Here is a 22037-nt window from a genome sequence, read left to right as displayed (position 1 = left end):
CCTTTATTTTAAATTCTTTTATCATATAAATTCTCGCTATCTTTATATGCCATTAAAATAGCTAATAAATCTCTTTCATCTTTGATATTTTGAATATCAAGTTTGCTTAAAATATCTTCCATACTTTCACGAGTGCTTGTGCCTTTTACTTCTATGGGTTTAAAATCATCTTTTTTATTATCAAGTATTGTATGATTTTCTTTTATAGCCTTTAATCTTTTGCACTCACTTATAAAATCTTTAACGCTAATATTTTTATCACATAATAATTTTAAAATATCACTATCATTAATATTATTAAGACTTTCATCAATGTATTCATTATTAATCTTAAAATCTTTTAAAAACTCTCTTAGTTCTTTTTTGTCTTCAGGGTTAAAAAAATCACTAAAAGCTCTTTGATAAATATTACTTACTTTGTATTCTTGTATTACTCTTAATTTTAAATTAAGCTTGGTTTTGAGATTGCCTAAATTAGTCCCGTCATCAACAAAAGTTTCATCAAAATCGCTAAAAGCTGAATTATAAATTAAATCAGACATTTGATTTATGTTATATTTTAAATCTTTTAAAGCTTCACTATAATCACTATTTAAATTCTTTAAAGCTTCTTTGATTGTATAAGCTTTCTTTGGCAAATAATCATCTCTTATAAATGTATTATTTAAATCATTTAATAAGTTTTCATCTAAATTAAGATTTTTGATATATTGCTCTCTTACACTACCAATTGTGCTTTGATTACGCTCTTTTACATTGTAATTAATTATTGCTTCACGCTTTAAAATGTTATAAAAGTGATTATAGTTTGTTATTTGCATTTTAAACCCCCGTTATTTTTCTATATCGGTAAGTTTAAAAAAAATATTAATGGTTATTAAATTCTTATAAAAATTTATATAAAATTTATATATAAACTTATTGATAATAACAAACAAAAATTAGGCAATAATATTTAAACCTTAATTTATTATTAAATTTTAACTTTAATTATACAATCAAAAAATATACTCATTAAAATCTAAATCAAAAGGTTTTATATGAATAGAAGAGTATTTATTACAACCACATTAGCTTCATCAAGTTATGCTTTTAGCCTAAAAAATAATGGAATAGATAAAAAAGATAAAAGATATATAGGAGATAGCAAAAAACGCTATGCAATGCTAATTGACCTTAGAAAATGTATCGGCTGTCAAGCTTGCACTGCTGCTTGTATCAATGAAAATCAAGTCCCCCACGAACAATTTAGAACATTTGTTACTGAATATGAATTAAGTAAAAGCGATGAAGTATTTAAGGCATTTTTGCCAGAACTTTGTAATCATTGCGAAAATCCACCTTGCGTAAGCGTTTGTCCTACAGGAGCAACTTTTAAAAGAGAAGATGGAATAGTATTAGTAGATAATGAAATATGCTGGGGTTGTAGTTACTGCGTAAATGCCTGTCCTTATGATAAAAGATTTATTAATAAAAATACAAAAGTAGCTGATAAATGCACTTTTTGTGTGCATTTAATAGATAATAATGAATTACCAGCTTGTGTTCAAACCTGCGTTGGTAGGGCTAGAATTTTTGGCGATTTAAATGATAGTTCAAGTGAAATTTCACAAATATTAAAAGATTATCCAACAAGTGTTTTAAAGCAAAATTTTGGGACTAAACCACAAGTTTTTTATATTAATTTAGACAATGAATTAAATGAAATCAATCCTAATCATAAAATGTTTCAAGATATTTCAAAAGAATTTGATTTGGCTTTAGAAGAAGAATGGAGAATAAAATGAGTGCTGTAGTTTTAGAAGGTTTTAGCGTTCAGCGAACTTGGGCTTTAGATGTTGTGAATGATTTTTTCATAGCAGGAGCTAGTTTTGGAGCGTTTTTATGTGCTAGTTTATATTTAGTATTTGGATTGAAAAACTACAAAAATATCGCCCTATTTTCAATGATAATTTCTTTTGTTTGTTTATGTGCAATTCCTTTTAATTTAATTGATGATTTAAAACAACCTAGCAGAGTTTTTGAAATCTTTTTAAATGGCTGGGGTAATCTATCAACTTCAGCTATGAAAATAGGAATTATATTACTTATAACCTACCCTATTTTACTAATACTATTAGCATATAATCATATTAACAATAAAAATACTAAAAAATTAGGAATAATCACACTTATTGTATCTTTTTGCATTCCTTTATACACTGGATATATTTTAGGAACAAGTGTTGGAGTTAGTTTTTGGAATACACCTGTTTTACCACTTTTATTTGCTGCAAATGGCGGTGTAGGAGGTGTTGGAATATGTGCTTTAGTCTTATTTATATATTCAAAAATTATAAATTATAAAATCAATCTTTTTATCTTTATAAGACTTGCTAGTGCTTTAATAGTATGTGATTTATTATTAAGATTATTTTGGTTTAGCTTTATGCTTGGTTTTAATAAAGAAATTAAAGAGCTATATCAATATGTATTTATGGCTAGATTTTATGAGATTTTCATACTTGAGTTTTGCTTAATTTTTATTATTTTAATAAATCTTTTTACAAGATTAAAAAACAATCAATTCTTTTTATTACTTGCATTTTTGTCTATGATAATTTATAGCTTTAGCTTTAAATTTAATGTAGTTTTTGCAGGAAATTCTATGCCAAAAATTATGAGTGGATTTTTAACATACACACCAAAAATCTTAGGTAGTGATAGTTTAGGTTCTGTATTTGGCAATTGGCTAATTTGCATAAGTTTGTTTTGTCTTTTAGTAAGCATATTAGAAAAACAAATAAAAGGAGAATTAAGTGAGTAGAAGAAAGTTTTTAATAGCATCAGGGATAACAGGCATAGCAGGGGCTTATTTTTACAATGAAACAATACAAAAAATCATAAAACCACAAACAAAAACAAACGATAGCATATATGCAAATAGCCTAAATCCAAAAATCGGCAAGTATTATTCAAGTGTTTGTAATGGTTGCGTTACTCATTGTGGTGTTAGGGTAAAAGTATTAGATAATAAGGTTTTAAAAGTTATTGGCAATCCATATAGTTTATTATCAAGCGACCCTTGGCTTAATATGAATACTAGTATAAAAGATAGTTATTTACTCACAAATCAAGGCAAAATCCATTCAAGTGTTTGTGCTAGGGGTAATTTAGTATTTGATAAATTAAATGATAAAGCAAGGGTAACTAAAATACTAAAAAGAGTTGGAAAAAGGGGAGAAAATAAATGGCAAAGTATTGAGCCTGATAAATTTTTAGATGAGATAGTAAATGGCGGAGATTTATTTAATGAAGGCTATGTAAAAGGATTTAAAGAAGTTTATAATCATACTGATTTAATAGATGAAAATGCTCCTGAATTTGGAAAGAAAGCAAATGGATTATGTATAATCGCAACAGGCGATGAAGGAAGAAAGAATTTCTTTCAAGAAAGATTTCAAAAATCATTCGGAACTATTAATTTTCACGGACACACAGCAACTTGCGGTCTTTCTATGAGAGCTGGAATGGCTGCTTTTTTAAATGATTTTGATAAATACCCACACTTAAAACCTGATTTTGATAATTGCGAGTTTTTGATTAATTTCGCAAGTGCTCCTGCTCAAGCTGGAAATCCTTTCAAAAGACAAGGATTAAAAATAGCAAATAGAAAAAGCAATAATTTAGAATACGCAACAATAACCCCAATACTTACAAATTCTACTTCAAGTGCATCTAGCGTAGGAAAATGGATTGCTATAAAGCCTGGTGGGGATTTGTTTTTAGCATTAGCCTTATTACAAGATGTAATAAATCAAAAAATTTATGATGAAGAATATCTATCTTATACTAATTTAAATGAAAACAATGTAAGTTTTTCTAATGCTGCTTATTTAGTCGTTGAAGATGATTATAAAAACTATAAAAAAGGAGAATTTTTAAGAATTAATAATGAAATTATGGTTATTAACGAGCAAGGATTAATAAGTGCAAAAGATTGTAAAAAAGCTAATATTTATTATGATGGAATAATAACTTTAGATGATGAAGCAATAAAGGTTAAAACAAGTTTTATCAAATTAAAAGAAAGTGTCAATTCAAATTCTTTAGATGATTTGTTGCAAAATAGTGGCGTTAGTAAAAAAGATTATGAATATTTATTAGAAAAAATCAAAAAATATAAAAATAAAGTAGCATTTGATTTGCACGGCGGGACTATGCAAACTAATGGATTTTATACAGCTTATGCTATTTTAGAATTAGTTGGTTTGCTTGGGAATTTAAATAAAATTGGTGGAATGAGTGCTGGTGGGGGTAAATATAATGATTTGTCAGGAGAATTTGAATTAGCAAAATATAAAGGCAAAATTAAACCTAGTGGAATTAGGGTTGATAAAACTAAAAAACCTTATGAAGCAACTAGCGAATATAAAAACAAAATCAAAAACAACGAAAACCCTTATCCATCAAAACTACCTTGGTATCCACTAACTAATGCAATTTGCACCGACGCAATCACAAATGCAGCATTAAAATATCCTTACGGAATAGATATATTGCTTTCTTGGAATGCTAATATTGCTTATGCTAGTAATATGAATAATGTTAAAAATTCTTTAAAAGATAGCTCTAAAATACCATTATTCATAGCAATTGACCCATTTATAAACGAAACAAGTATGTTTGCTGATTATATAGTTCCTGATAACGTTATGTATGAGACTTGGGGTGTTGTTAATCCTTGGGGTGGTGCTTTGAGTAAAGCTAGTCATTTTAGATTTCCTATTTTAAATTCTCCTAATGTTAAGTTTAGCAATAATGAAAGCGTATGTATGGATAGCTTTATAATTGAATTAGGCAAAAAATTAGGCTTAGCAGGATTTGGCAAAAACGCAATTAGCGATAGTGAAGGTAATTTATTTGACCTTGATAAGCCGAGTGATTATTATTTAAGAAGTTTTATAAATGTTACGCTTGATGGTGGATTTGATTATGAAATAAACGAAGATGAGATAAAGGACTTACCATTCATTCAAGAATTAAAAGAAATTAGCCCAAAACACTATAAAAAAGCTTTATTTTGTATGGCAAGGGGTGGAAAATTTGAAAGCAAAAACAAAGCATATAACAAAAATGCCTTAGCAAAAACATACAAAAAAGAAATAGCTATTTATAACGAAGATTTAGCACTTACTAAGGATTCTTTAACTGGGAAAAATTATAGTGGGGTTCCTTATTTTGTAAAACAAAGATTTAAAAACAATACCACATTAGATGAGTTAAATCTAAAAGCCTTTTCGTATAAATCAAATATATATTCAAGTTTAGTTGCTGCTAGTTCAAAACTAACTCATTTAAAATATTCAAACTACATTGAATTACACGAAGATACAGCAGCAAAACTAGGTCTTAAAGATAAGGATTTAATCAAAGTTATAAGAGATGATAAAAAAATAATAGGAATATTAAAAACTAGAAAAGGAATTCATAAAGAAGCAGTAGGAATTGAGCATTCTCGTGCTAGGCGTGGCGAAGGTGCTAGTGATTTTTATATTGATGGGAAATTAATTGCTAAAAATATTTCAAAAAGAACAGGCGTTAGTATCTCAAATATAATACCTGATGATACTATTCGTGGAGAAAATGCCTTAATTAGTGATTTTGTCGTAGGCTCTGTAGCAAGGCAAGGATTTGGAGTAATTATAGAAAAAATCTCAAGCTTAGGTTAAGGAATTTAAACTGATTAAATTATTTATCCTAAATAAACTATAATCCTTTAAATAAATATTAAAGGATTATTTATGATACACGATATAAGTGCTAGTAAAAATATGCCGATAGCTTGGAAAATTGATGTTAAAAAGCACGAGCTAACAGAAAAAGAGCTAAAAGATTTAAATTATCAAATAAATAAAAATAATTTTGAGATAAAGACTAATAAAGAGCAAGATTACAATGTATTTTTTAGATTTGATGGTGATAATATAGGTGTAAAAATAAATGAAAAAAATCTAAATAGATTAAAAGAATTTTTTGATAGCGATAATTTCATTGCTAATAATAAAGGCACTATTTTAGATAAAGATGCGGCAAGTTTTGTCGCTGGATGGTTTAGCAATATTGCTTATAGAGAAAATCTCTTAGCAGCTGATATTAATAACGATGGAGAATTAACGGGCAAGGAATTTAAATATACATTTACGGTATTTAGTGAAGCAGCCGAAATAGTAGTAAATGAAAAGACACTTGAAGAAGAAATAATCTCAAATGCAATCATAGGCACATATTTACCTAGTATGGTAGCTTTGCCAGAGGGCGAGAGTATGGATATTAGTAAGGCTTTAAATATTAGTTTAAATGATGATAAAAACCTTGATGGAATAATAACATTTGGCGAATATTTAGGAGCTGATGGTAAAAATAAAATTCATAAATATACAGCTGATTGTAAATCAAGTGATGAGCGAATTAAAATTGATAGTGGTAATATTTATAAAATTATGAATATAGATAAATTCAAAGAAAAGGAATTAGAAGAATTAAAAAAATTAGTAGCCTTAGCAAAACTTAAAAATCAAGGTTTAGACGTGCTTAGCGATGATGAAAAGAAACTCTTAAAAGACTTTAGTCTTAATCTTAAAATCAGTGAAAATAAATTAGAAGAATTAGTTACAAACGATAAATTAGATGATTTTATAGATTTTACGAAAGAATTTAAAAAAGATTTAAGCGATACAAAATTAATTGATATTAAGGTTTAATTTTTTATTTTTAATTAATTGTTACTAAAAGTTACAATATATCAAAACATTAAATAAAATAATAATAGTATTAATTAAAATCAAATTATAATAATTCAAATCATTTTTTAATGTATTAACTTAATTTGCATTACGAATGTTAGTGCATATTTTAAAAAGTATTAGTGCTTTAATATTGCTTTTTAAGTGTAAAAAATAGCTATATGATTTTAAAAATGTCTTGATTAATTAGCTAGATCTAATTTAGTCATAATTTTAAAGGATTTTTTATGAGACATTATCTAGGAAACTATTTAAATACGCCTATAGCTTGGCAAGATAAAATTAATTCAAATTCTTTAAATTCTTTTGATTTATACAATATAAAAAATGCAATAAATATAAATAATTTTGAGATTAAGACAAATAAAGAGCAAGATTACAATGTGTTTTTTAAATTTGATGAAAGTAATATCGGAGTAAAACTTAGTGAAAATAATATCAATAGATTAAAAGAATTTTTTGATGAAGATAATTTCATTTTTAATAGTAAAGGCACTATTTTAGATAAAGACGCAGCAAGTTTTGTAGCTGGATGGTTTAGTGATATTGCTTATAAACAAAAATTCCTTGAAGCTGATGTTGATGGTAATGGGGAGCTAAGCAATAAAGAAGGAAAAAAGACATTAAGCTATATACATGAAAGGCTTGAATATAGAAGAGATAATAAAGGTGAATATATAATCACTAATTATGTAAAAGGCTATGAAGAGAGTAAATTTTTAGCAGATAATGATGAATACTATGCTGATATTAGCTATGCTTTAAATGCTAGTTTAAATAATGATAAAAATCTTGATGGTATTATTACATTTGGCGAATTTCTAAATGTAGGCGAAAAGGGATATTTTGAAGATAACATAGAAGTATCTAATAATAAAAATAATAATGATTTTATTAGCTTATATAAGATTGCAAATACAGATAAATTAAAAGAGAAAGAATTAGAAGAATTAAAAAAATTAGCAGCCTTAGCAAAACTTAAAAATCAAGGCCTAAAAAGTCTAACAAATGATGAAAAGAAACTCTTAAAAGATTTTAATATTAATTTAAAAATAAGCGAAGATAAATTAGAAGAGTTAATTACAAATGATAAATTAAGTGATTTTATAGATTTTACAAAAGAATTTAAAAAAGATTTAAACGATACAAAATTAATTGATATAAAAGTCTAATTTATATTTTAAATTATTAAAGAATTTGAAATAGAAATTAGCTAATTGTTACTTATAGTTACAAAATATCTATTTTTTAAATAAAATTTCAATATAATTTATTTAAGTTATATTATAATAATTCAAATCATTAATGAAAGGAGATTTTCAATGAAAAAAGCAGTTTTAGCTATTTTAGCTTTAGGTTTTATTACGAATGCAAGTGCGTATTATTGGTATGATTATTTTACAGGCAGTGGTCCTTGGAGATGGGCTTTTATAAGTGCTGAAAGAGATAGAGTAACTCCTACTAGACAAAACTGGAGTCCTAATTTTAAAAGAACATCTAGCTCAAATAATGGTCCGAGATTAAATGCTGGATTTGTTATAAGATAAAGATTAGCTAGGAGTTTCCTAGCTAAATAATTTAAGGAAAACTTATGAAAATAGATATCTCGCAAGTAAAAAATATAGCAATGTCTTGGGCTGATAATGTTAAAACTAAAGAATTAAATACTAAAGATATTAGCAATTTAAAAGATAATATAAATAAAAATAATTTTGAGATTAAGACAAATAAAGAGCAAGATTACAATGTGTTTTTTAAATTTGATGAAAGCAATATCGGAGTAAAACTTAGTGACAAGAATATTAATAGATTAAAAGAATTTTTTAATGAAGATAATTTCATTGATACTAGCAAAGGCATTATTTTAGATAAAGATGCAGCAAGTTTTGTAGCTGGGTGGTTTAGCGATGTAGCGTATAAGAGTAATTTTTTAGCAGCCGATAGAAATAACGATGGAGAAGTAGATAAAAAAGAAATTGATTATACTATCTATGCATTTGCTTTATATATAGAGCCAACTAAAGATGGTTCAGGACAAGCTACTAAAGTTGCAAGTTATGTTCCAAGTATTTTGACTGTTGATAATAAACAATCAACTGATATTAGCACAATACTTGATGGGAATATTAGTATGGATAAAAATCTTGATGGCTATATAACAATTGCTGAAAAATACAATTATTCTGACACTGCTTACCAATATGGAGTATTTTTAGATAATCTACCTTTTATGACAATTTCACACAAAAAAATAAATACTAATATAACTGAAGAATTAAATAAAAAAACAGAAGAACAAATCAAACTTAATAATATAATTGAAAAACTTAAAAAATCACAATCTTTAGATAATAACGAAAAAGAAATATTACAAAAATTTAATATCCAAAACATAAGTAATGAATTAAAAATAAGCGAAGATAAATTAAAAGATTTAATAAGTAGTGATAAGCTAGGAGATTTTATAGATTTTACGAAAGAATTTAAAAAAGATTTAAGCGATACAAGATTAATTGATATAAGAATTTGAAATAAAATTTCAAATTCTTAATTTTAATTATTTTTTATCAGCTTCAGCAAAAATTTGAACTTTTACTTCGTTTGCTACTAAGCCTTCATTTGTATCTTTTGCTACATCAAAATCTTTTCTTAAAAGGTCAAGATTTAGGTCAAACCCAAGTTTAGTTTTATCTCCCATTGTAGCAACACCATTGATAGCAACATCAAATGTTACTTCTTTTTTAACGCCATTTATGTTTAATTCCCCTGTCATTTTTCCTTGTGTATCACTTACTTTTTCGTATTTACTCATAACAAAAGTAAGTTTTGGATTAACTTTTTCATTTAAAAAATCACTTGATTTTAAATGCTCGTCTCTTTTTTCACTATTTGTATCAACGCTTGCTACATCAACGCTTGCATTAAATACTTTAAAAGTTTTATTAGCTTCATCAAAATCTATCATCGCATCAAAACTTTTAAATTTGCCCTTAGCATTAGAAACTAACATATGTTTAACGCTAAATTCAACGCTAGTATGAACTTTATCAAGAACAAATTCACTAGCACCTAAAATACCTGCTAAGCTTAAAGCTAAAAATAATTTTTTCATAATATACTCCTAAAATAAAATAAGACTAATATAATCTCATAAAAAGATTAATCATTATCATAAATATTTTATCATAAGCTAAAAGGAGAAAATATGAAACATTTATTAATAATTGGAGCTGGTGGAGTTAGCCGTGTAGCAACCTATAAAGCAGCTGAATATAAATATTTTGATAAAATCACGCTTGCAAGTAGAACAAAAAGCAAATGTGATGAAATAGCAAGTTTTATTAAAGAGCGTTTAGGAGTTGAGATTGCAACTGCTACGATTAATGCTGATGATACAAATGCAGTTGTTAAGCTTATACAAGATATAAACGCTACGATTTTATTAAATGTGGCTTTACCTTATCAAGATTTAGCTTTAATGGACGCTTGTTCTCAAACTAAAATTCCATACATTGATACAGCAAATTACGAACATCCTGATTTAGCTAAATTTGAGTATAAAGAGCAATGGGCTAGAAATAATGACTTTTTAAAAGCTGGTGTTCCTGCACTGCTTGGAAGTGGATTTGACCCAGGTGCAACGAATGTTATGTGTGCGTATGCGCAGCAATATTTATTTGATGAAATTCATACAATTGATATTATGGATTGTAATGCAGGAGATCACGGCTATGCTTTCGCAACTAATTTTAACCCTGAAATAAACTTAAGAGAAGTTAGTGCAAATGGTAGATATTGGGAAAATGGCGAGTGGATTGAGACTAAACCACTTGAGATTAAAGTTGAACACGATTATCCTGAAGTTGGGGTTAAAGATAGCTATTTACTTTATCATGAAGAACTTGAGAGCTTATGTAAAAATATAAAAGGTTTAAAAAGAATTAGATTTTTTATGACTTTTGGACAAAGCTATATTCAACATATGAATTGTCTTAAAAATGTAGGTATGCTAGGAATTGAGCCAGTTGAACATCAAGGAATGAAGATAATTCCTATTGAGTTTTTAAAGACACTTTTACCTGACCCTGCAAGTCTTGGTGCAAGGACTAAAGGCAAGACAAACATAGGTTGTATTATTGAAGGTATTAAAGATGGCAAGGCTAAAAAAGTATATATTTATAATGTTTGCGTGCATGAAGAATGCTACGCTGAAACTGGCGCTCAAGCAGTAAGCTACACAACAGGCGTTCCTGCTGCAATTGGAACATATTTAATAGCAAGTGGCAAATGGAGCGGAAAAGGTGTATTTAATATGGAAGAATTTGATGCAAAACCATTCTTTGATGAAATGAATAAAATGGGTCTTCCTATTAAAATACTAGAGCTATAAAAATAAACAATAATTCTTATTATTTAAGAATTATTGAATTTTAAAAAAAATTAATATATATTAATTAAGTTTTTATAAAATGGCGTTTTTTAAAAATGGGGGGGGGGTCGGCGATGTTAAGAGTTTTGTTAAAAGTTTTTGTTTTAGTTTTTACTTTATTAGTATTAAATGCTTGTTCTTCTGTCTTTTTAGGCTACGAAGAAGAAAATAAAAATAAAATATATTCTTTAGATACTAAAGACTGCGAATTACTTACGAAAAAAGAGCTAAAATACTCAAAAGAAAATGTATTAGAAAAGATTAAAGACCCACTTTACAACGGCAATTATTACGGATATCAAGCATTCTTGTGTAAGTCTTATAAAGATAGTATTAAGCTATTTGATTTGGTTGAAGATGGTTATAAAGATAAAGATGAAAAAAATATATTGTTAAAGATTGGAGAAGGAGTTTTAGAAGGTCTTTTTAATGATAATATAACTGATTATAGCGGTCAATATTATGAAAAAATGCTAACTAATACATACAAATCAATGAGTTATCTAGCTTTAGGCGAATACGATGAAGCTGGAGTTGAAATCAAAAGAGCCTTAGATAGACAAAAAAGAAATAAAGAAGAATTTGAAAGCGATATTTTAAGCGAATTAAACTACTTACAACAAAAACCTAGAGAAAGTAATGAAGTAATAGACATTATAAATAATAGTGTCCCAATTCCTGCTTATAAGTCTTATGCTAATTATTCTAATCCATTTGTTAGCTATTTTTCTGCTCTTTATTATATTTTAGATGGTAGGTCAAATAATTCTATTGATTTATTAAAAGAAGTTTATTCTCAAGAAAATGATTTGCTGTTTTATCAAGATTATGAATTAGCTAAAAACAATTTCAACACTAAAAGAATAGCAAATAAAATAAAAAAAGGAATGCAAATATCTAAAACAAATAAATATATTTGGGTAATTTATGAAAATGGTAAATCTAAATCTTTAAAAGAATTTAATCTATCATTGCCTATTGTTTTTATTAAGAAAAACGATAATGATATAGATTATAAAATTCCTTTTGGAAATGAAAAATACTCTGTTTATGCTAATCAATTAGCCGTTAGTAGTTTAGTGTTTTCAATAGCAATTTTAGGAGATAGTAGCGATGCTTATCCATTTATAGTAGCAAATAATCAAAAAACAAGGCTTCTAAGTGATATGGATAAAATAATAGGCGCTGAATACAAAGCTACATTAATACCTAGAATATCTAAGTCTTTTTTAAGAGCGATTACTAAAACAATGATTAGTGTAAAAGCCAATAAAGAGAATTTATATTCTGGCATAGGTGTTGATTTGGTAAATAATTTATTAAACCATTCTGATATTAGATACTTTATAGGTTTACCTAAAAACTATCAAGCAATTAGAATTGCAAATAGTGGAAGTATAAATATTGCAAGTCCAAATTCTCAAACACTATTTTCAAAAGAATTAGATATAAATAAACATTATGTAATACTTGTAAAAATTCCTACAATAGGAACTGAATATATAACAATATTTGAAGAAAGGTAAAAAAAATGAAAAAATATATCTTAACAGCTTTTGCTGTATTTTTATGTTCGTGTGCTAACAATGCAAATGTAATCAAAAACAATCAATGCTTTAATGTAAGCTATTTAGATGAAGATTTAAATAAAATTCTAAAATGCGAAGAAAGAAGCAATAATGATTTTAATAACCTAATAATTAGTATTGAACTTACTAATATAAGCAATAATGAACTAAATCTTAAATACTCACAAGATTGGTTTTATGATAATGGTATGCATGTTGATAATTTAGGTTTAGCTAAAAAAGAGCTAACACTACAACCAAAAGAAACAAAATATATAAAATTAGGTGCTCCAGCAAACGCACATAATTACAAAATAAAAATTAACAAATTTAATTAAGGAGACAAAATGAAAAAATACTACACACTAGCTTTAGCACTAAGTTTAGGAGCTTGTGCAGCTGCACCAAGTTATGTCGTTGATGAAGTAAATAATGGCAAAAATCAGCCTGTTTCACTAGGTATTGATGATATAGATTTACAAAATGCGGCAAGAGATTTGATTAATTCTATGTTAGCAAGCCCTGTTTTTGCTACTTCAAATCCAAACGAACGCCATATTCTTGTAATGAGTAGGATTACTAATGATACAATGCAACATTTTGATACAGATATTCTTACTAAAAAAATAAGAATTGCTTTACTTAATTCTGGTCGTGTTTATGTAACAACAGCAATTGGAGCTAATGGGGCTGAGGATAATATGACCCACGCTACAAGAGAATTAAGAGATAATGACGAATTTAATCAAAAAACAATCGCTAAAAAAGGCACAATCTTGAGTGCAAATAGGTCTTTAAGCGGTAAAATAATTCAAAGAAATACTAGAATTAAAGGAACTTTTAGTGATTCTCAAAGAGTTGATTATTATTTCCAAATGACGGTTACAAATCTTGATAATGGCTTAGCAATTTGGGAAGATGAAATAAAAATTAATAAACTTGGTTCAAATAGGAGTGTAGCATGGTAAAAAAAATAGTTTTATCTTTGGCATTAAGTTCAGTTGTTTTTGCAAATACTTGCGAAAATCCAGGAAATGATATAGAAACATTAATAAAATGTGCAAAAAGTGAGCTTTTAGAAAAAAATCCAAACGCTAAAGTTTATATAGAAACAATATCAATTCCAAAGCATCCAAACGACCCACAATATTATGATTTTTTAAGTGCAAAGTATAATGAAGCATTTTTAAAAATTAAATCTAATTTAGCAATGAAAATGGCAGGAAACTTAGTTGCAAAAGAAATTGCTAAAAAGAATGATCATAGTAAAATGCCAGCAGAATTAGTAGAAGAAAGACTAAATAAAGAAATAGAGCGTCAAAGAAGACTAGAAGAAGCAAAAAATGAAAAAGAAGGTTTCTTAGATGGCTTAATGAATAAATTTTTCGGCAGTGATGATAAGATTGATTTGACAAAACCACAAATTGATGAAGAATTAAGACTTCGTGCAGAAGAAGTGCTATATAGCAATACTTTTAAAGAAGAAATGTATAAAGTAGCTCGTGAAGAAATATCAGGATTAATTCCTTATGAAAACTTTATAGTAGTTAGTGATAATGGTGAAACAGAACTAGGAATAGTAGCATATACATCACCTAAGTCAAGAGAATTAGCAAGAGCTTTAGCAGGTGGCTATAAAGCAAATGCTACAAACAATGAAGAACAATGTAAAAGTGCTGATGCAGTAGTGAATGCTTTAGGCTCAAGTGATAATAAAATAAATAAATTAGGTTTAAAATTCTTTTACAACGAAGCTTGCCAACCATCACTTTTAGCTTTTGGAATGGATACTTATAAGATTGAGGATGGAATGACTAATGAATATAAAAGTTCAAGTTATTCAGTAGCTCAAATATTAGCAGAAAAAACTTTAGCTACTTTTGTAAAATCATCTATTTATACTTATACAAATGCAGATAAAACTACTGATACAGTTCAAAAAGCCTATACAACTTTAATTAAAAAAGGTGCAAATGAAAGTGCAACTGGTGGTAAAGAAACTAGATCAGATAGCTATTCTGATTTAGAAGAATTTTTTAGCTCTGAAGCACAAATGAGCCTAGTAGGTGTTGAAGTTGCTGATAAATGGACTAAGCAATTTGATACACACGGAGTTGCTGGGGTTATTATGTATTATTCACCTACAAGCATAGAACAAGCAAAGCAAGAAAGAAAAGAAATCAAAGGTGATTTAGATAAAAAAACATTAGGCTCAAAAACAAGCGAAATTCCATCAAGTGGTAATGCAAAAGTAATTCGCTCTAAAAATATTGATGTTGATGATTTCTAGGATTAGATTATGAAAAAGATATTAATTGTTTTTTTAGGCTTATTTTTAGTAAGCCTAAATGCTAAAGTAGTAACTACAACTAGCACAAAAACTGCTACCGGAGAAGGCTATGGCATTACATACGAGCAAGCAGTAGATAATGCTTTAGCAGAAGCTGTTTTAAAATTAAACGGAGCCTATGTTAAAACTAGACAAGAAGCTCAAATTAGTGCGATAAAAAGTGGTGATGAAAATGAGATTTATAAACACTTTAACCAACAAATTAGCAAAGCAACAAATGGTCGCTTTAGCTCTTTTGAAGTTATAGAAAATACAAAAACAGAAGATGGATTTAAAGTAGTCGTAAGTATTCAAAAAACAGCAGTTTCAAAAAAATACGAACTAGCCGGAATGAAAAACGATAGAAGAAAAATCATCGTAGCACCTGCTCTAAGTCCGAATAATTTTTCTTTATTAGGAAGAGATAGCGAACAAATATTAAGAGATTTAAGGTTTAAAATAGAAAGCAATATCCACAAAACTCGTAAATTTGATTTATTGGATAGACAAGCAGGAGAAGCATTAGCTATTGAAAGAGATATAATTTTAAATGACGCAAATAAAGATGAAGCCTTAAAATTAGGTCAAAATCTAGGCACTGATTATATATTGCTTTACACCATAAGCGATGTTAATACAACTAATAAAAATTACTCAATTATTGGCAGTGGTAGTAGTTCTAAAGTAAGTGTTAGTATAAATTATCAAGTTATTACATTTGCAACTAGACAAATAAGATTTGCTGATAGCATAAACCTTGATATAAAATCTAAAGATTATGATAGTATTTTAAACGATATTGCAAGCACTATTGTATTAAACACTCAAGCTGCTATTTATCCACCAAAAATAGAAAAAATCAGCAATAATCAAGCAGTTTTTACTCAAAGCCTACCTATAAATACACAACTAGAATGCTATAAAAAAGGCGATAAAATCTATGATAGTTACACAAAAGAGCTAAACGGCTACGAAGAAATTTTTAGTGCTTTGGTGCAAGTAACTAATGCAAATGCTAAAACAAGCTATGCAAAAATACTAGAAGGAAATCCAAATAAAGGCGATATTTGTAGATTTAAAAATATTGGCAACAACTTTACAAGTAATGATGCAAATGGAAAAGATATAAAAGATATAACACCGGTTCAAGGTGGTGGATTTATATTTTAAAAATAAAAAGAATTTGATTTATTCAAATTCTTTTATCATACAAATTCTTACTATCTTTATACGCCATTAAAATAGCTAATAAATCTCTTTCATCTTTAATATTTTGAATATTAATTTTGCTTAAAATATCTTCCATACTTTCACGAGTGCTAGTGCCTTTTACTTCTATTTTTTCTCTAGGTTTTTCTTCTTCATATTCAGCTTTTATTTTTAGATATTCTTTCTTAAAATCATCTATGCTTATTTTTTCATCTGCAAATAATCTAAAAAGCCTTTCATCATCGCTAAAATTAAATCTTAAATCATCATAATATGTAAAGCTACCACTACTACTATTTATAGGATTTGCTTGCAAAAAGCTTTGCAAATCTTTTTTAATCTCTATATCAGAATGCTTTGCAAAAGCTCTTTGATAAATACTATCTGTCTTATAATCATTTTGAACTTGTAAAAACAAATCAAACATATCATTAGGCTTAGCAATTTGGCTAAGCTCTTTACTTAAATCTATCTTTTTTAAATCTTTATTATTTGTATTAATGAGATTTATTTGATTTAAAGATGAGTTAATTTGCATTTATGTCCTTTTGTTTATAAACTCGGTTTCTAGCATAGATAAAACATAAGCATCATAACTATCTTTTTGCTCTCTTAGAGATTTTACCAAGTTTGCTAAGTTTTCTTTATACACATTTAAATCGCTCTTTACTTCAATCGGTTCTCTTTTAATCTCTTTAGTATCTAGCTCTTTTGCTGCTAAATCCTTAGTAATTGCTAAAAGCCATCTAGGTTTAAATTCTTCTATGCTTAAATCACTATTTAATAAGCTTTCTAACTCATCATTTAAGGCGATTTGTCCGTTTATTGAATTTGAATTAGTCATAATAAAGCTTAAAAGTTCGCTTAATTCATTTAAATTGCTTTTATCATCAAACCCTAATAGTTTGCCATAAATAGTAACTTCGCCATTCTTACTAACCCCACTAAAACTCTTGCCCCAATTATCGTGATTATATAAATTAGAAATGCCTTTTAAATCATCAGAGCTTACTGGCTTAGAATTTAAATCTTTATTAGTTTCAGTCCTTATCTCATCTCTTAAAAATATTTGCCTTAAATCCAAAATACTCTGATTGTTATTTATGATTGTCATTTTAACTAAACCCTTTTATCATATAAATTCTCGCCATTTTTATAAGCTAAAAATATAGCTAATAAATCTCTTTCATCTTTAATATTTTGAATATTAATTTTGCTTAAAATATCTTCCATACTTTCACGAGTGCTAGTGCCTTTTACTTCTATGGCTTCAAATGGTTTTTCTTTAGTTTGTTCTTCTTTTTCTTCTTGTTTAATTTCTTCTTTTGTATTTATTGCATTATTTCTTAAATTTTCTTTTTCTTTAACTCTAGCTTGTAATTCTTCAACGCTTGGCATTTTCTTACTATCTATATAACCTAAAGGAAAATCATCAGGCAAACCTAAAGATGGCATATTTAGTGAGTTTAGCGTTCTATCAAGCTCTTTTTTATCAATTTCTACCCAATTTTTCATAAATTCTTTGCTTATTTCTTCTACTAAATCAGGGTCTAATGCTCCAAACACACAATAACTTGCCTTTTCTCCAAGATTTAAATTTCTATCATTAAAAGGATTATAAGTCGGATCGTTTTCTAGCTTTTGCTGGGCTAGTTTAAGATATTCTAAACTAGCCTTTCCATCTTCATAATAAGGTTTATTAGCTTGAATATCTAGGTTATCATTATTTGTTTTTTTACTAATTTTAGTTGTTGGATATGTTATATAAGAATTAGCCGTTATTTTCATAATCATCTCCTTTATCATCTATATCAGCAAAATTAACAAAAACTTTAAAAATATAAAACTTATTTAAATTTCTTTTATTTGACTTGGGCGTGGTAAATTTGGCTTTAGTTCTTTTGTAATATTTGGCTTAATTATTAGAGCGTATCCACCTAAACCATCTTTATCCCATACGCTATAAAATTCTTTTTTAGAGCTTAGATATTCGCCAAAGCTTGGGTCATATACTTTCACAAAATCCCCATTAATATTATTTACCACTACAAAATGTGGAAATCTCGGGTCATTTTCAATCTTTACTATAAAAGGCACGAATATTTTTTCAAACATATTACGATTTAATTTATAAGCTTTTGCATTAAAACCCAATTTATTTAACGCATTATTTAATTCATTAAAACTTAGCATATTAGTATTTTTATCTAAAACTTCTAAAATATCTTTTTCACTAAAACGCTTGATATTTGTTAGATTTAGCAATGTCGCTATACTACTTGCCCCACAAGATTCTTCATAACTTTGTCTTACTACGGAGTTATTTTTGATTTGTCTATAAGACTTCACTGCAAACTCGGCATTAAGACAAGTTATAGTTATAAAGATTATTAGAATTTTTGCCATAAGCTAATACCAAACACACTATCAGGAGCAGCTGAACCACCACCAAAACTAGCGTTAAAACTGATACTTGTATCATCATTTATACTATAAGTTGAGCCTACACTATATGTTGGGATACTTCTTAGATTTGTATATTTTACACCATTGATTTTCTGAGCTGCTTGAAAACTCTGTGAAGCTTCTAAATCAAGCGTAATTTTAGGGCTTAATACTATACTAAGATTTGCACCAAAATTATAAGAATTTCCATAATTTATCGCTAGTTTATCAAAAGTCCTAGTATCATTATATGTAAATCCCATATAAATACCCCAAATAGCAGGGTCGCTATATCCTTTTAAGTTTAGCTTAGCTGAATGTGATTTAAAATAAAAACTTTTATTTGTATCAAGTGCTTTTTCTCTTTGTAATAATCCTGCTTGATAAGAAAAACTAAGTATTTTATCACTAAAACTATCAAATCTATAATTAAACCCAAGCCACAAGCTCTCAAATGAATAATGAGTTTCACTCATAGGCTTACCCGTAAAAAAATTACTATATTCATTTCTAGTAGCATTAGCGCCAATTGAAGTTATAAAATCAAGCTTGTTATTAAATGAATATATCAAAGTTTCATTCAAACTAAGCCTTTTATTATCAGTCCAAATCACAGGATCGCCTCCTATTATTAGACTTGGATAACTTGTGTAGATATTAGCATTCCCGCTAGTGATTAAACTAAGACTTGTAATGCTTCTAAGTCCGATTTGTCTTTTAAAAAGACTATCAATAGTAATAGCATCAGAGCCAAATAAAAAGCTTAAAGTAAATGCTATAAAAAATAACTTTTTCAAACTCTTCCTTTCAATTTAAAATATAAAATTTCAAACCCTTTTATCATATAAATTCTCGCCATTTTTATAGGCTAAAAATATAGCTAATAAATCTCTTTCATCTTTAATATTTTGAATATTAATTTTGCTAAGTATTTCTTCCATATTCTCACGAGTGCTAGTGCCTTTTACTTCTATGGCTTCGAATGGTTTTTCTTTAGTTTGTTCTTCTTTTTCTTCTTGCTTAATTTCTTCTTTAGATTGTGATATTTTTAAATCTTCATCTGTATTAGAAAAAATACTTTTCATTAATTTATTTTTTTCTTCATCATTTATGCTATCTGAAGTTAATTTATCTAAATTTTTAAAAAGTTTATTTAGAGTTTTTACTAATTCTTCTGGATCAATGTCTGGAGATTTCTCCAATTCCAACCTTATATTCTTTACAACATCAGGGTCTAACGCTCCATACATACCATAAGTTAGCTTATCACGAAGACCTAAATTATTGTCATATAATGGTTTATAGGTCGGATCGTTTTCTAGCTTTTCTTGAGCTAGTTTTAGATATTCTAAACTAGCCCCATCATTTGCTTTATTTTGTGAGTTTTTATTATTAAGCGTATTTGCATAAGTATTTGAAAAATTATTTACTCCATTAACCATCATAATAAATCCTTATCTTGCCATTCTTAGCAAATCTGCTCCTACTGCTTGTTTTATTTCTCTTAATACTTGATTATATTCTAATTGAAAACTATTCGTAGCTTCATGGTCAAACCAACGATTAAGCATATATATTAATTCTCGAACTGTACTAGCATTTGAAAGATTTAAATACTCTTTTTCTACAGCATATACATGAGTAACTGGTGCCATCACTCCATTACCCACATTTGTATTTTTTATACCGTATAATAAAACATGACCTGTTATAGTTCTGCCGCCTAATGCGCTAATATAATCTACAAGTCTGCCGTAATTTCTATCAATATGCTCTCTAGTACTAGGATTCGCGTAACATTGAGTTTGCCCTAAAGGACAAAGCCCTATACTATTTTTTATCAATAAACCATCACTATTAAATCTAGCGCCTAACTCATTTGATGTATGTGGGATAGCCAACACAAATGCCATACCACCATATGTGTATATATCGGTTAAAACATACCCGCCACGAACCTTATTCATTTCTTCAGTATTTAATACCTTAACACCTAATGAACTATCGCTTATAGCACCTTTGCTAATATCTGCTAATAAATCATTAGCATTAGCACTTAAGCCTAAAACGGCAACTAAAGATAAAACTTTTAATGTTTTTTTAAACATTTTTTCTCCTTTGTTTTAAAATAAAATCTCATAATACTTTAACTAATTTTAAATAAAACTTAATATTAAAAATATTATTAATATTTGTTACTTTTCGTAATATTTTTAAATAATTCATAATTTTAAATTCCTTTAAAATTAATGGAATTTGAAATAGGAATTTAAACTTTTATATCAAATAAACTTATATTTTTTTGGCTGTATTGTAAAGCTGCTTGTAAAAACTCTTCAAATGTTTCGTAATTATCTATATCTTTAGGAGCTTTTAGGTTTTTACCACTTAGCATTTCATATAATAATTTTTGCATTAGCTTTTGCCACTCATCTTCTTTACCTATCTCATAGCGTTTTGTATTGTTTGGCTTTATCATACCCCAATCATCATCTGTGCGATACGGGTCAAATGGGTCGCTGTAGTCATGTCCCATTTGCTTAGCATAATTAGTTTTTTCACCTTCTACTAAAATATAATTATTATATAAAACAGCAGCTAAAAGTCCGCCTTTGCTATACTCGCCTTGCTCGTTTTGGTAGTTTTCTTTATGTGGGTCGTAGATAAAACTACATATACTATCTAACCACGCATCATAATTATTTATAGGTGGTTCTTTTTTAAAAAAAATATCATCTTTTTCAAACAAGCCAGATAAATAATTAGTAGCTCTATATTTTGAATCAAGCCTACAATAATCTGTCATTTTTACATAGTCTTGATAATCTTCTAATTTATCAAAAGTCTTTGTAATAGTTAAGCTTCTTTTATCCATTTCAAAAAAATGTGAAGTTTTCCAAAGCTCATCAGAGCTAAAAAAATCCTTTGAGTTTAAAAACTCATCGCCTAAAACTCCTTTTAAAACTTTATAAGCACTACTTGCACTTTTTACTATGTCTATGTTGTGACGCATTTTGTATATTGGCGGGTTTGCTTGATTATTTTTTTCTACAAGAGAAAGCATTGTATCGCTATGTATTTTAAAATCTTCAGCAATTCCTGCGGCTTTGTTAAAATCACTTGTAAAAAAGCCATCTTTATCAACTCCGTATCCTAATACTTCACCTACCTTTTTATCATCTGCTTTATTATCTACTTTTTTAATCTCGTTATTTGTTTCTTTTTTGCTTATATTGGTTATTTGATATGTTGAATAAGAATTTATTTTCATA

At 27.6% G+C, this 22037-nt stretch carries 23 protein-coding genes; 13 read left to right on the top strand and 10 right to left on the bottom strand.

The window, feature by feature from the left end:
- Positions 1-8 precede the first annotated feature (8 nt).
- The gene (locus tag AVBRAN_RS01605) at positions 9-821 is read right to left on the bottom strand and encodes a hypothetical protein (protein ID WP_239803369.1); all 813 of its coding nucleotides are present in this window, start codon (positions 819-821) and stop codon (positions 9-11) included.
- Positions 822-1040: 219 nt separating this feature from the next.
- Here AVBRAN_RS01605 and dsrO point away from each other — a divergent pair, with 219 nt between their 5' ends.
- From dsrO to AVBRAN_RS01570, 7 genes are all read left to right on the top strand, one after another.
- Positions 1041-1787 (top strand): sulfate reduction electron transfer complex DsrMKJOP subunit DsrO, encoded by a 747-nt coding sequence (gene dsrO, locus AVBRAN_RS01600; RefSeq protein ID WP_214119706.1) that lies wholly within the window; start codon positions 1041-1043, stop codon positions 1785-1787.
- Positions 1772-2806 carry an NrfD/PsrC family molybdoenzyme membrane anchor subunit gene (gene nrfD / locus AVBRAN_RS01595; RefSeq protein ID WP_239803368.1) on the top strand — a complete coding sequence of 345 codons (1035 nt, stop codon included), beginning with the start codon at positions 1772-1774 and terminating at the stop codon, positions 2804-2806. Before dsrO ends, nrfD begins: the two co-directional genes overlap by 16 nt.
- Complete coding sequence (locus AVBRAN_RS01590; protein ID WP_239803367.1) at positions 2799-5711, top strand: molybdopterin-dependent oxidoreductase; 2913 nt, start codon at positions 2799-2801, stop codon at positions 5709-5711. The genes nrfD and AVBRAN_RS01590 overlap by 8 nt, the downstream gene beginning before the upstream one ends.
- A gap of 72 nt (positions 5712-5783) precedes the next feature.
- The gene (locus AVBRAN_RS01585) at positions 5784-6743 is read left to right on the top strand and encodes a hypothetical protein (RefSeq protein ID WP_239803366.1); all 960 of its coding nucleotides are present in this window, start codon (positions 5784-5786) and stop codon (positions 6741-6743) included.
- Between the two features lie 269 nt (positions 6744-7012).
- Positions 7013-7957, top strand: a complete 945-nt coding sequence (locus tag AVBRAN_RS01580; RefSeq protein ID WP_239803365.1) for a hypothetical protein — start codon at positions 7013-7015, stop codon at positions 7955-7957.
- A 150-nt stretch (positions 7958-8107) separates the two neighbouring features.
- The gene (locus tag AVBRAN_RS01575) at positions 8108-8332 is read left to right on the top strand and encodes a hypothetical protein (protein WP_239803364.1); all 225 of its coding nucleotides are present in this window, start codon (positions 8108-8110) and stop codon (positions 8330-8332) included.
- A 44-nt stretch (positions 8333-8376) separates the two neighbouring features.
- A complete protein-coding gene (locus AVBRAN_RS01570) occupies positions 8377-9315 on the top strand; it encodes a hypothetical protein (RefSeq protein WP_239803363.1) in 939 nt (312 codons plus the stop codon).
- Positions 9316-9342: 27 nt separating this feature from the next.
- Here AVBRAN_RS01570 and AVBRAN_RS01565 read toward each other — a convergent pair whose 3' ends face one another.
- Positions 9343-9897 carry a YceI family protein gene (locus AVBRAN_RS01565; RefSeq protein WP_214119700.1) on the bottom strand — a complete coding sequence of 185 codons (555 nt, stop codon included), beginning with the start codon at positions 9895-9897 and terminating at the stop codon, positions 9343-9345.
- Positions 9898-9990: 93 nt separating this feature from the next.
- Here AVBRAN_RS01565 and AVBRAN_RS01560 point away from each other — a divergent pair, with 93 nt between their 5' ends.
- The 6 genes from AVBRAN_RS01560 to AVBRAN_RS01535 all read left to right on the top strand — a co-directional run bounded on the left by AVBRAN_RS01560 (position 9991) and on the right by AVBRAN_RS01535 (position 16281).
- Positions 9991-11175, top strand: a complete 1185-nt coding sequence (locus AVBRAN_RS01560) for a saccharopine dehydrogenase family protein (RefSeq protein WP_214118872.1) — start codon at positions 9991-9993, stop codon at positions 11173-11175.
- Positions 11176-11288: 113 nt separating this feature from the next.
- Positions 11289-12740 (top strand): hypothetical protein, encoded by a 1452-nt coding sequence (locus AVBRAN_RS01555; RefSeq protein ID WP_239803362.1) that lies wholly within the window; start codon positions 11289-11291, stop codon positions 12738-12740.
- 5 nt (positions 12741-12745) lie between these two features.
- Positions 12746-13120: a hypothetical protein gene (locus AVBRAN_RS01550; RefSeq protein WP_214118876.1), complete on the top strand. Its 375-nt coding sequence runs from the start codon at positions 12746-12748 to the stop codon at positions 13118-13120.
- Positions 13121-13129: 9 nt separating this feature from the next.
- On the top strand, positions 13130-13750 hold the full coding sequence (gene lpoB, locus AVBRAN_RS01545) for a penicillin-binding protein activator LpoB (RefSeq protein ID WP_214118878.1): 621 nt from the start codon (positions 13130-13132) through the stop codon (positions 13748-13750).
- Complete coding sequence (locus AVBRAN_RS01540) at positions 13744-15072, top strand: DUF6844 domain-containing protein (RefSeq protein WP_239803361.1); 1329 nt, start codon at positions 13744-13746, stop codon at positions 15070-15072. The genes lpoB and AVBRAN_RS01540 overlap by 7 nt, the downstream gene beginning before the upstream one ends.
- Positions 15073-15081: 9 nt before the next feature.
- Entirely contained in the window at positions 15082-16281 is a 1200-nt protein-coding gene (locus tag AVBRAN_RS01535; RefSeq protein ID WP_239803360.1) for a hypothetical protein, read from the top strand.
- Positions 16282-16303: 22 nt separating this feature from the next.
- Here the strand turns inward: AVBRAN_RS01535 and AVBRAN_RS01530 are convergent, their stop codons facing one another.
- The 8 genes from AVBRAN_RS01530 to AVBRAN_RS01495 all read right to left on the bottom strand — a co-directional run bounded on the left by AVBRAN_RS01530 (position 16304) and on the right by AVBRAN_RS01495 (position 22036).
- Positions 16304-16858 carry a hypothetical protein gene (locus AVBRAN_RS01530; protein WP_239803359.1) on the bottom strand — a complete coding sequence of 185 codons (555 nt, stop codon included), beginning with the start codon at positions 16856-16858 and terminating at the stop codon, positions 16304-16306.
- Positions 16859-17434: a hypothetical protein gene (locus tag AVBRAN_RS01525; RefSeq protein WP_239803358.1), complete on the bottom strand. Its 576-nt coding sequence runs from the start codon at positions 17432-17434 to the stop codon at positions 16859-16861.
- Positions 17435-17439: 5 nt separating this feature from the next.
- Positions 17440-18108, bottom strand: a complete 669-nt coding sequence (locus tag AVBRAN_RS01520; protein WP_239803357.1) for a hypothetical protein — start codon at positions 18106-18108, stop codon at positions 17440-17442.
- Positions 18109-18171: 63 nt separating this feature from the next.
- Entirely contained in the window at positions 18172-18726 is a 555-nt protein-coding gene (locus tag AVBRAN_RS01515; protein ID WP_239803356.1) for a cysteine peptidase family C39 domain-containing protein, read from the bottom strand.
- Positions 18711-19562 carry a hypothetical protein gene (locus tag AVBRAN_RS01510; RefSeq protein WP_214119684.1) on the bottom strand — a complete coding sequence of 284 codons (852 nt, stop codon included), beginning with the start codon at positions 19560-19562 and terminating at the stop codon, positions 18711-18713. Before AVBRAN_RS01510 ends, AVBRAN_RS01515 begins: the two co-directional genes overlap by 16 nt.
- Before the next feature lie 30 nt (positions 19563-19592).
- On the bottom strand, positions 19593-20210 hold the full coding sequence (locus tag AVBRAN_RS01505) for a hypothetical protein (protein ID WP_214118894.1): 618 nt from the start codon (positions 20208-20210) through the stop codon (positions 19593-19595).
- 9 nt (positions 20211-20219) lie between these two features.
- Entirely contained in the window at positions 20220-20873 is a 654-nt protein-coding gene (locus AVBRAN_RS01500) for a hypothetical protein (protein ID WP_239803355.1), read from the bottom strand.
- 161 nt (positions 20874-21034) lie between these two features.
- Positions 21035-22036 (bottom strand): hypothetical protein, encoded by a 1002-nt coding sequence (locus AVBRAN_RS01495; protein ID WP_214118736.1) that lies wholly within the window; start codon positions 22034-22036, stop codon positions 21035-21037.
- Between the last annotated feature and the right edge of the window lies 1 nt (position 22037).

This window comes from Campylobacter sp. RM12651, assembly GCF_022369475.1.
Taxonomy (GTDB): Bacteria; Campylobacterota; Campylobacteria; order Campylobacterales; family Campylobacteraceae; genus Campylobacter_E.
This window is presented reverse-complemented; position numbering and strand designations above follow the sequence as displayed.

Excerpts from the sequence above, each read along its gene's own strand:
- AVBRAN_RS01520 (WP_239803357.1), bottom strand. The coding sequence starts at position 18,108 with ATGAAAATAACGGCTAATTCTTATATAACATATCCAACAACTAAAATT.
- AVBRAN_RS01550 (WP_214118876.1), top strand. The coding sequence starts at position 12,746 with ATGAAAAAATATATCTTAACAGCTTTTGCTGTATTTTTATGTTCGTGT.
- dsrO (WP_214119706.1), top strand. The coding sequence starts at position 1,041 with ATGAATAGAAGAGTATTTATTACAACCACATTAGCTTCATCAAGTTAT.
- AVBRAN_RS01555 (WP_239803362.1), top strand. The coding sequence starts at position 11,289 with ATGTTAAGAGTTTTGTTAAAAGTTTTTGTTTTAGTTTTTACTTTATTA.
- AVBRAN_RS01515 (WP_239803356.1), bottom strand. The coding sequence starts at position 18,726 with ATGGCAAAAATTCTAATAATCTTTATAACTATAACTTGTCTTAATGCC.
- AVBRAN_RS01580 (WP_239803365.1), top strand. The coding sequence starts at position 7,013 with ATGAGACATTATCTAGGAAACTATTTAAATACGCCTATAGCTTGGCAA.
- AVBRAN_RS01535 (WP_239803360.1), top strand. The coding sequence starts at position 15,082 with ATGAAAAAGATATTAATTGTTTTTTTAGGCTTATTTTTAGTAAGCCTA.
- AVBRAN_RS01500 (WP_239803355.1), bottom strand. The coding sequence starts at position 20,873 with ATGTTTAAAAAAACATTAAAAGTTTTATCTTTAGTTGCCGTTTTAGGC.
- nrfD (WP_239803368.1), top strand. The coding sequence starts at position 1,772 with ATGGAGAATAAAATGAGTGCTGTAGTTTTAGAAGGTTTTAGCGTTCAG.
- AVBRAN_RS01565 (WP_214119700.1), bottom strand. The coding sequence starts at position 9,897 with ATGAAAAAATTATTTTTAGCTTTAAGCTTAGCAGGTATTTTAGGTGCT.
- AVBRAN_RS01585 (WP_239803366.1), top strand. The coding sequence starts at position 5,784 with ATGATACACGATATAAGTGCTAGTAAAAATATGCCGATAGCTTGGAAA.
- AVBRAN_RS01560 (WP_214118872.1), top strand. The coding sequence starts at position 9,991 with ATGAAACATTTATTAATAATTGGAGCTGGTGGAGTTAGCCGTGTAGCA.
- AVBRAN_RS01505 (WP_214118894.1), bottom strand. The coding sequence starts at position 20,210 with ATGATGGTTAATGGAGTAAATAATTTTTCAAATACTTATGCAAATACG.
- AVBRAN_RS01540 (WP_239803361.1), top strand. The coding sequence starts at position 13,744 with ATGGTAAAAAAAATAGTTTTATCTTTGGCATTAAGTTCAGTTGTTTTT.
- AVBRAN_RS01530 (WP_239803359.1), bottom strand. The coding sequence starts at position 16,858 with ATGCAAATTAACTCATCTTTAAATCAAATAAATCTCATTAATACAAAT.
- AVBRAN_RS01495 (WP_214118736.1), bottom strand. The coding sequence starts at position 22,036 with ATGAAAATAAATTCTTATTCAACATATCAAATAACCAATATAAGCAAA.
- AVBRAN_RS01575 (WP_239803364.1), top strand. The coding sequence starts at position 8,108 with ATGAAAAAAGCAGTTTTAGCTATTTTAGCTTTAGGTTTTATTACGAAT.
- AVBRAN_RS01570 (WP_239803363.1), top strand. The coding sequence starts at position 8,377 with ATGAAAATAGATATCTCGCAAGTAAAAAATATAGCAATGTCTTGGGCT.
- AVBRAN_RS01605 (WP_239803369.1), bottom strand. The coding sequence starts at position 821 with ATGCAAATAACAAACTATAATCACTTTTATAACATTTTAAAGCGTGAA.
- AVBRAN_RS01525 (WP_239803358.1), bottom strand. The coding sequence starts at position 17,434 with ATGACAATCATAAATAACAATCAGAGTATTTTGGATTTAAGGCAAATA.
- lpoB (WP_214118878.1), top strand. The coding sequence starts at position 13,130 with ATGAAAAAATACTACACACTAGCTTTAGCACTAAGTTTAGGAGCTTGT.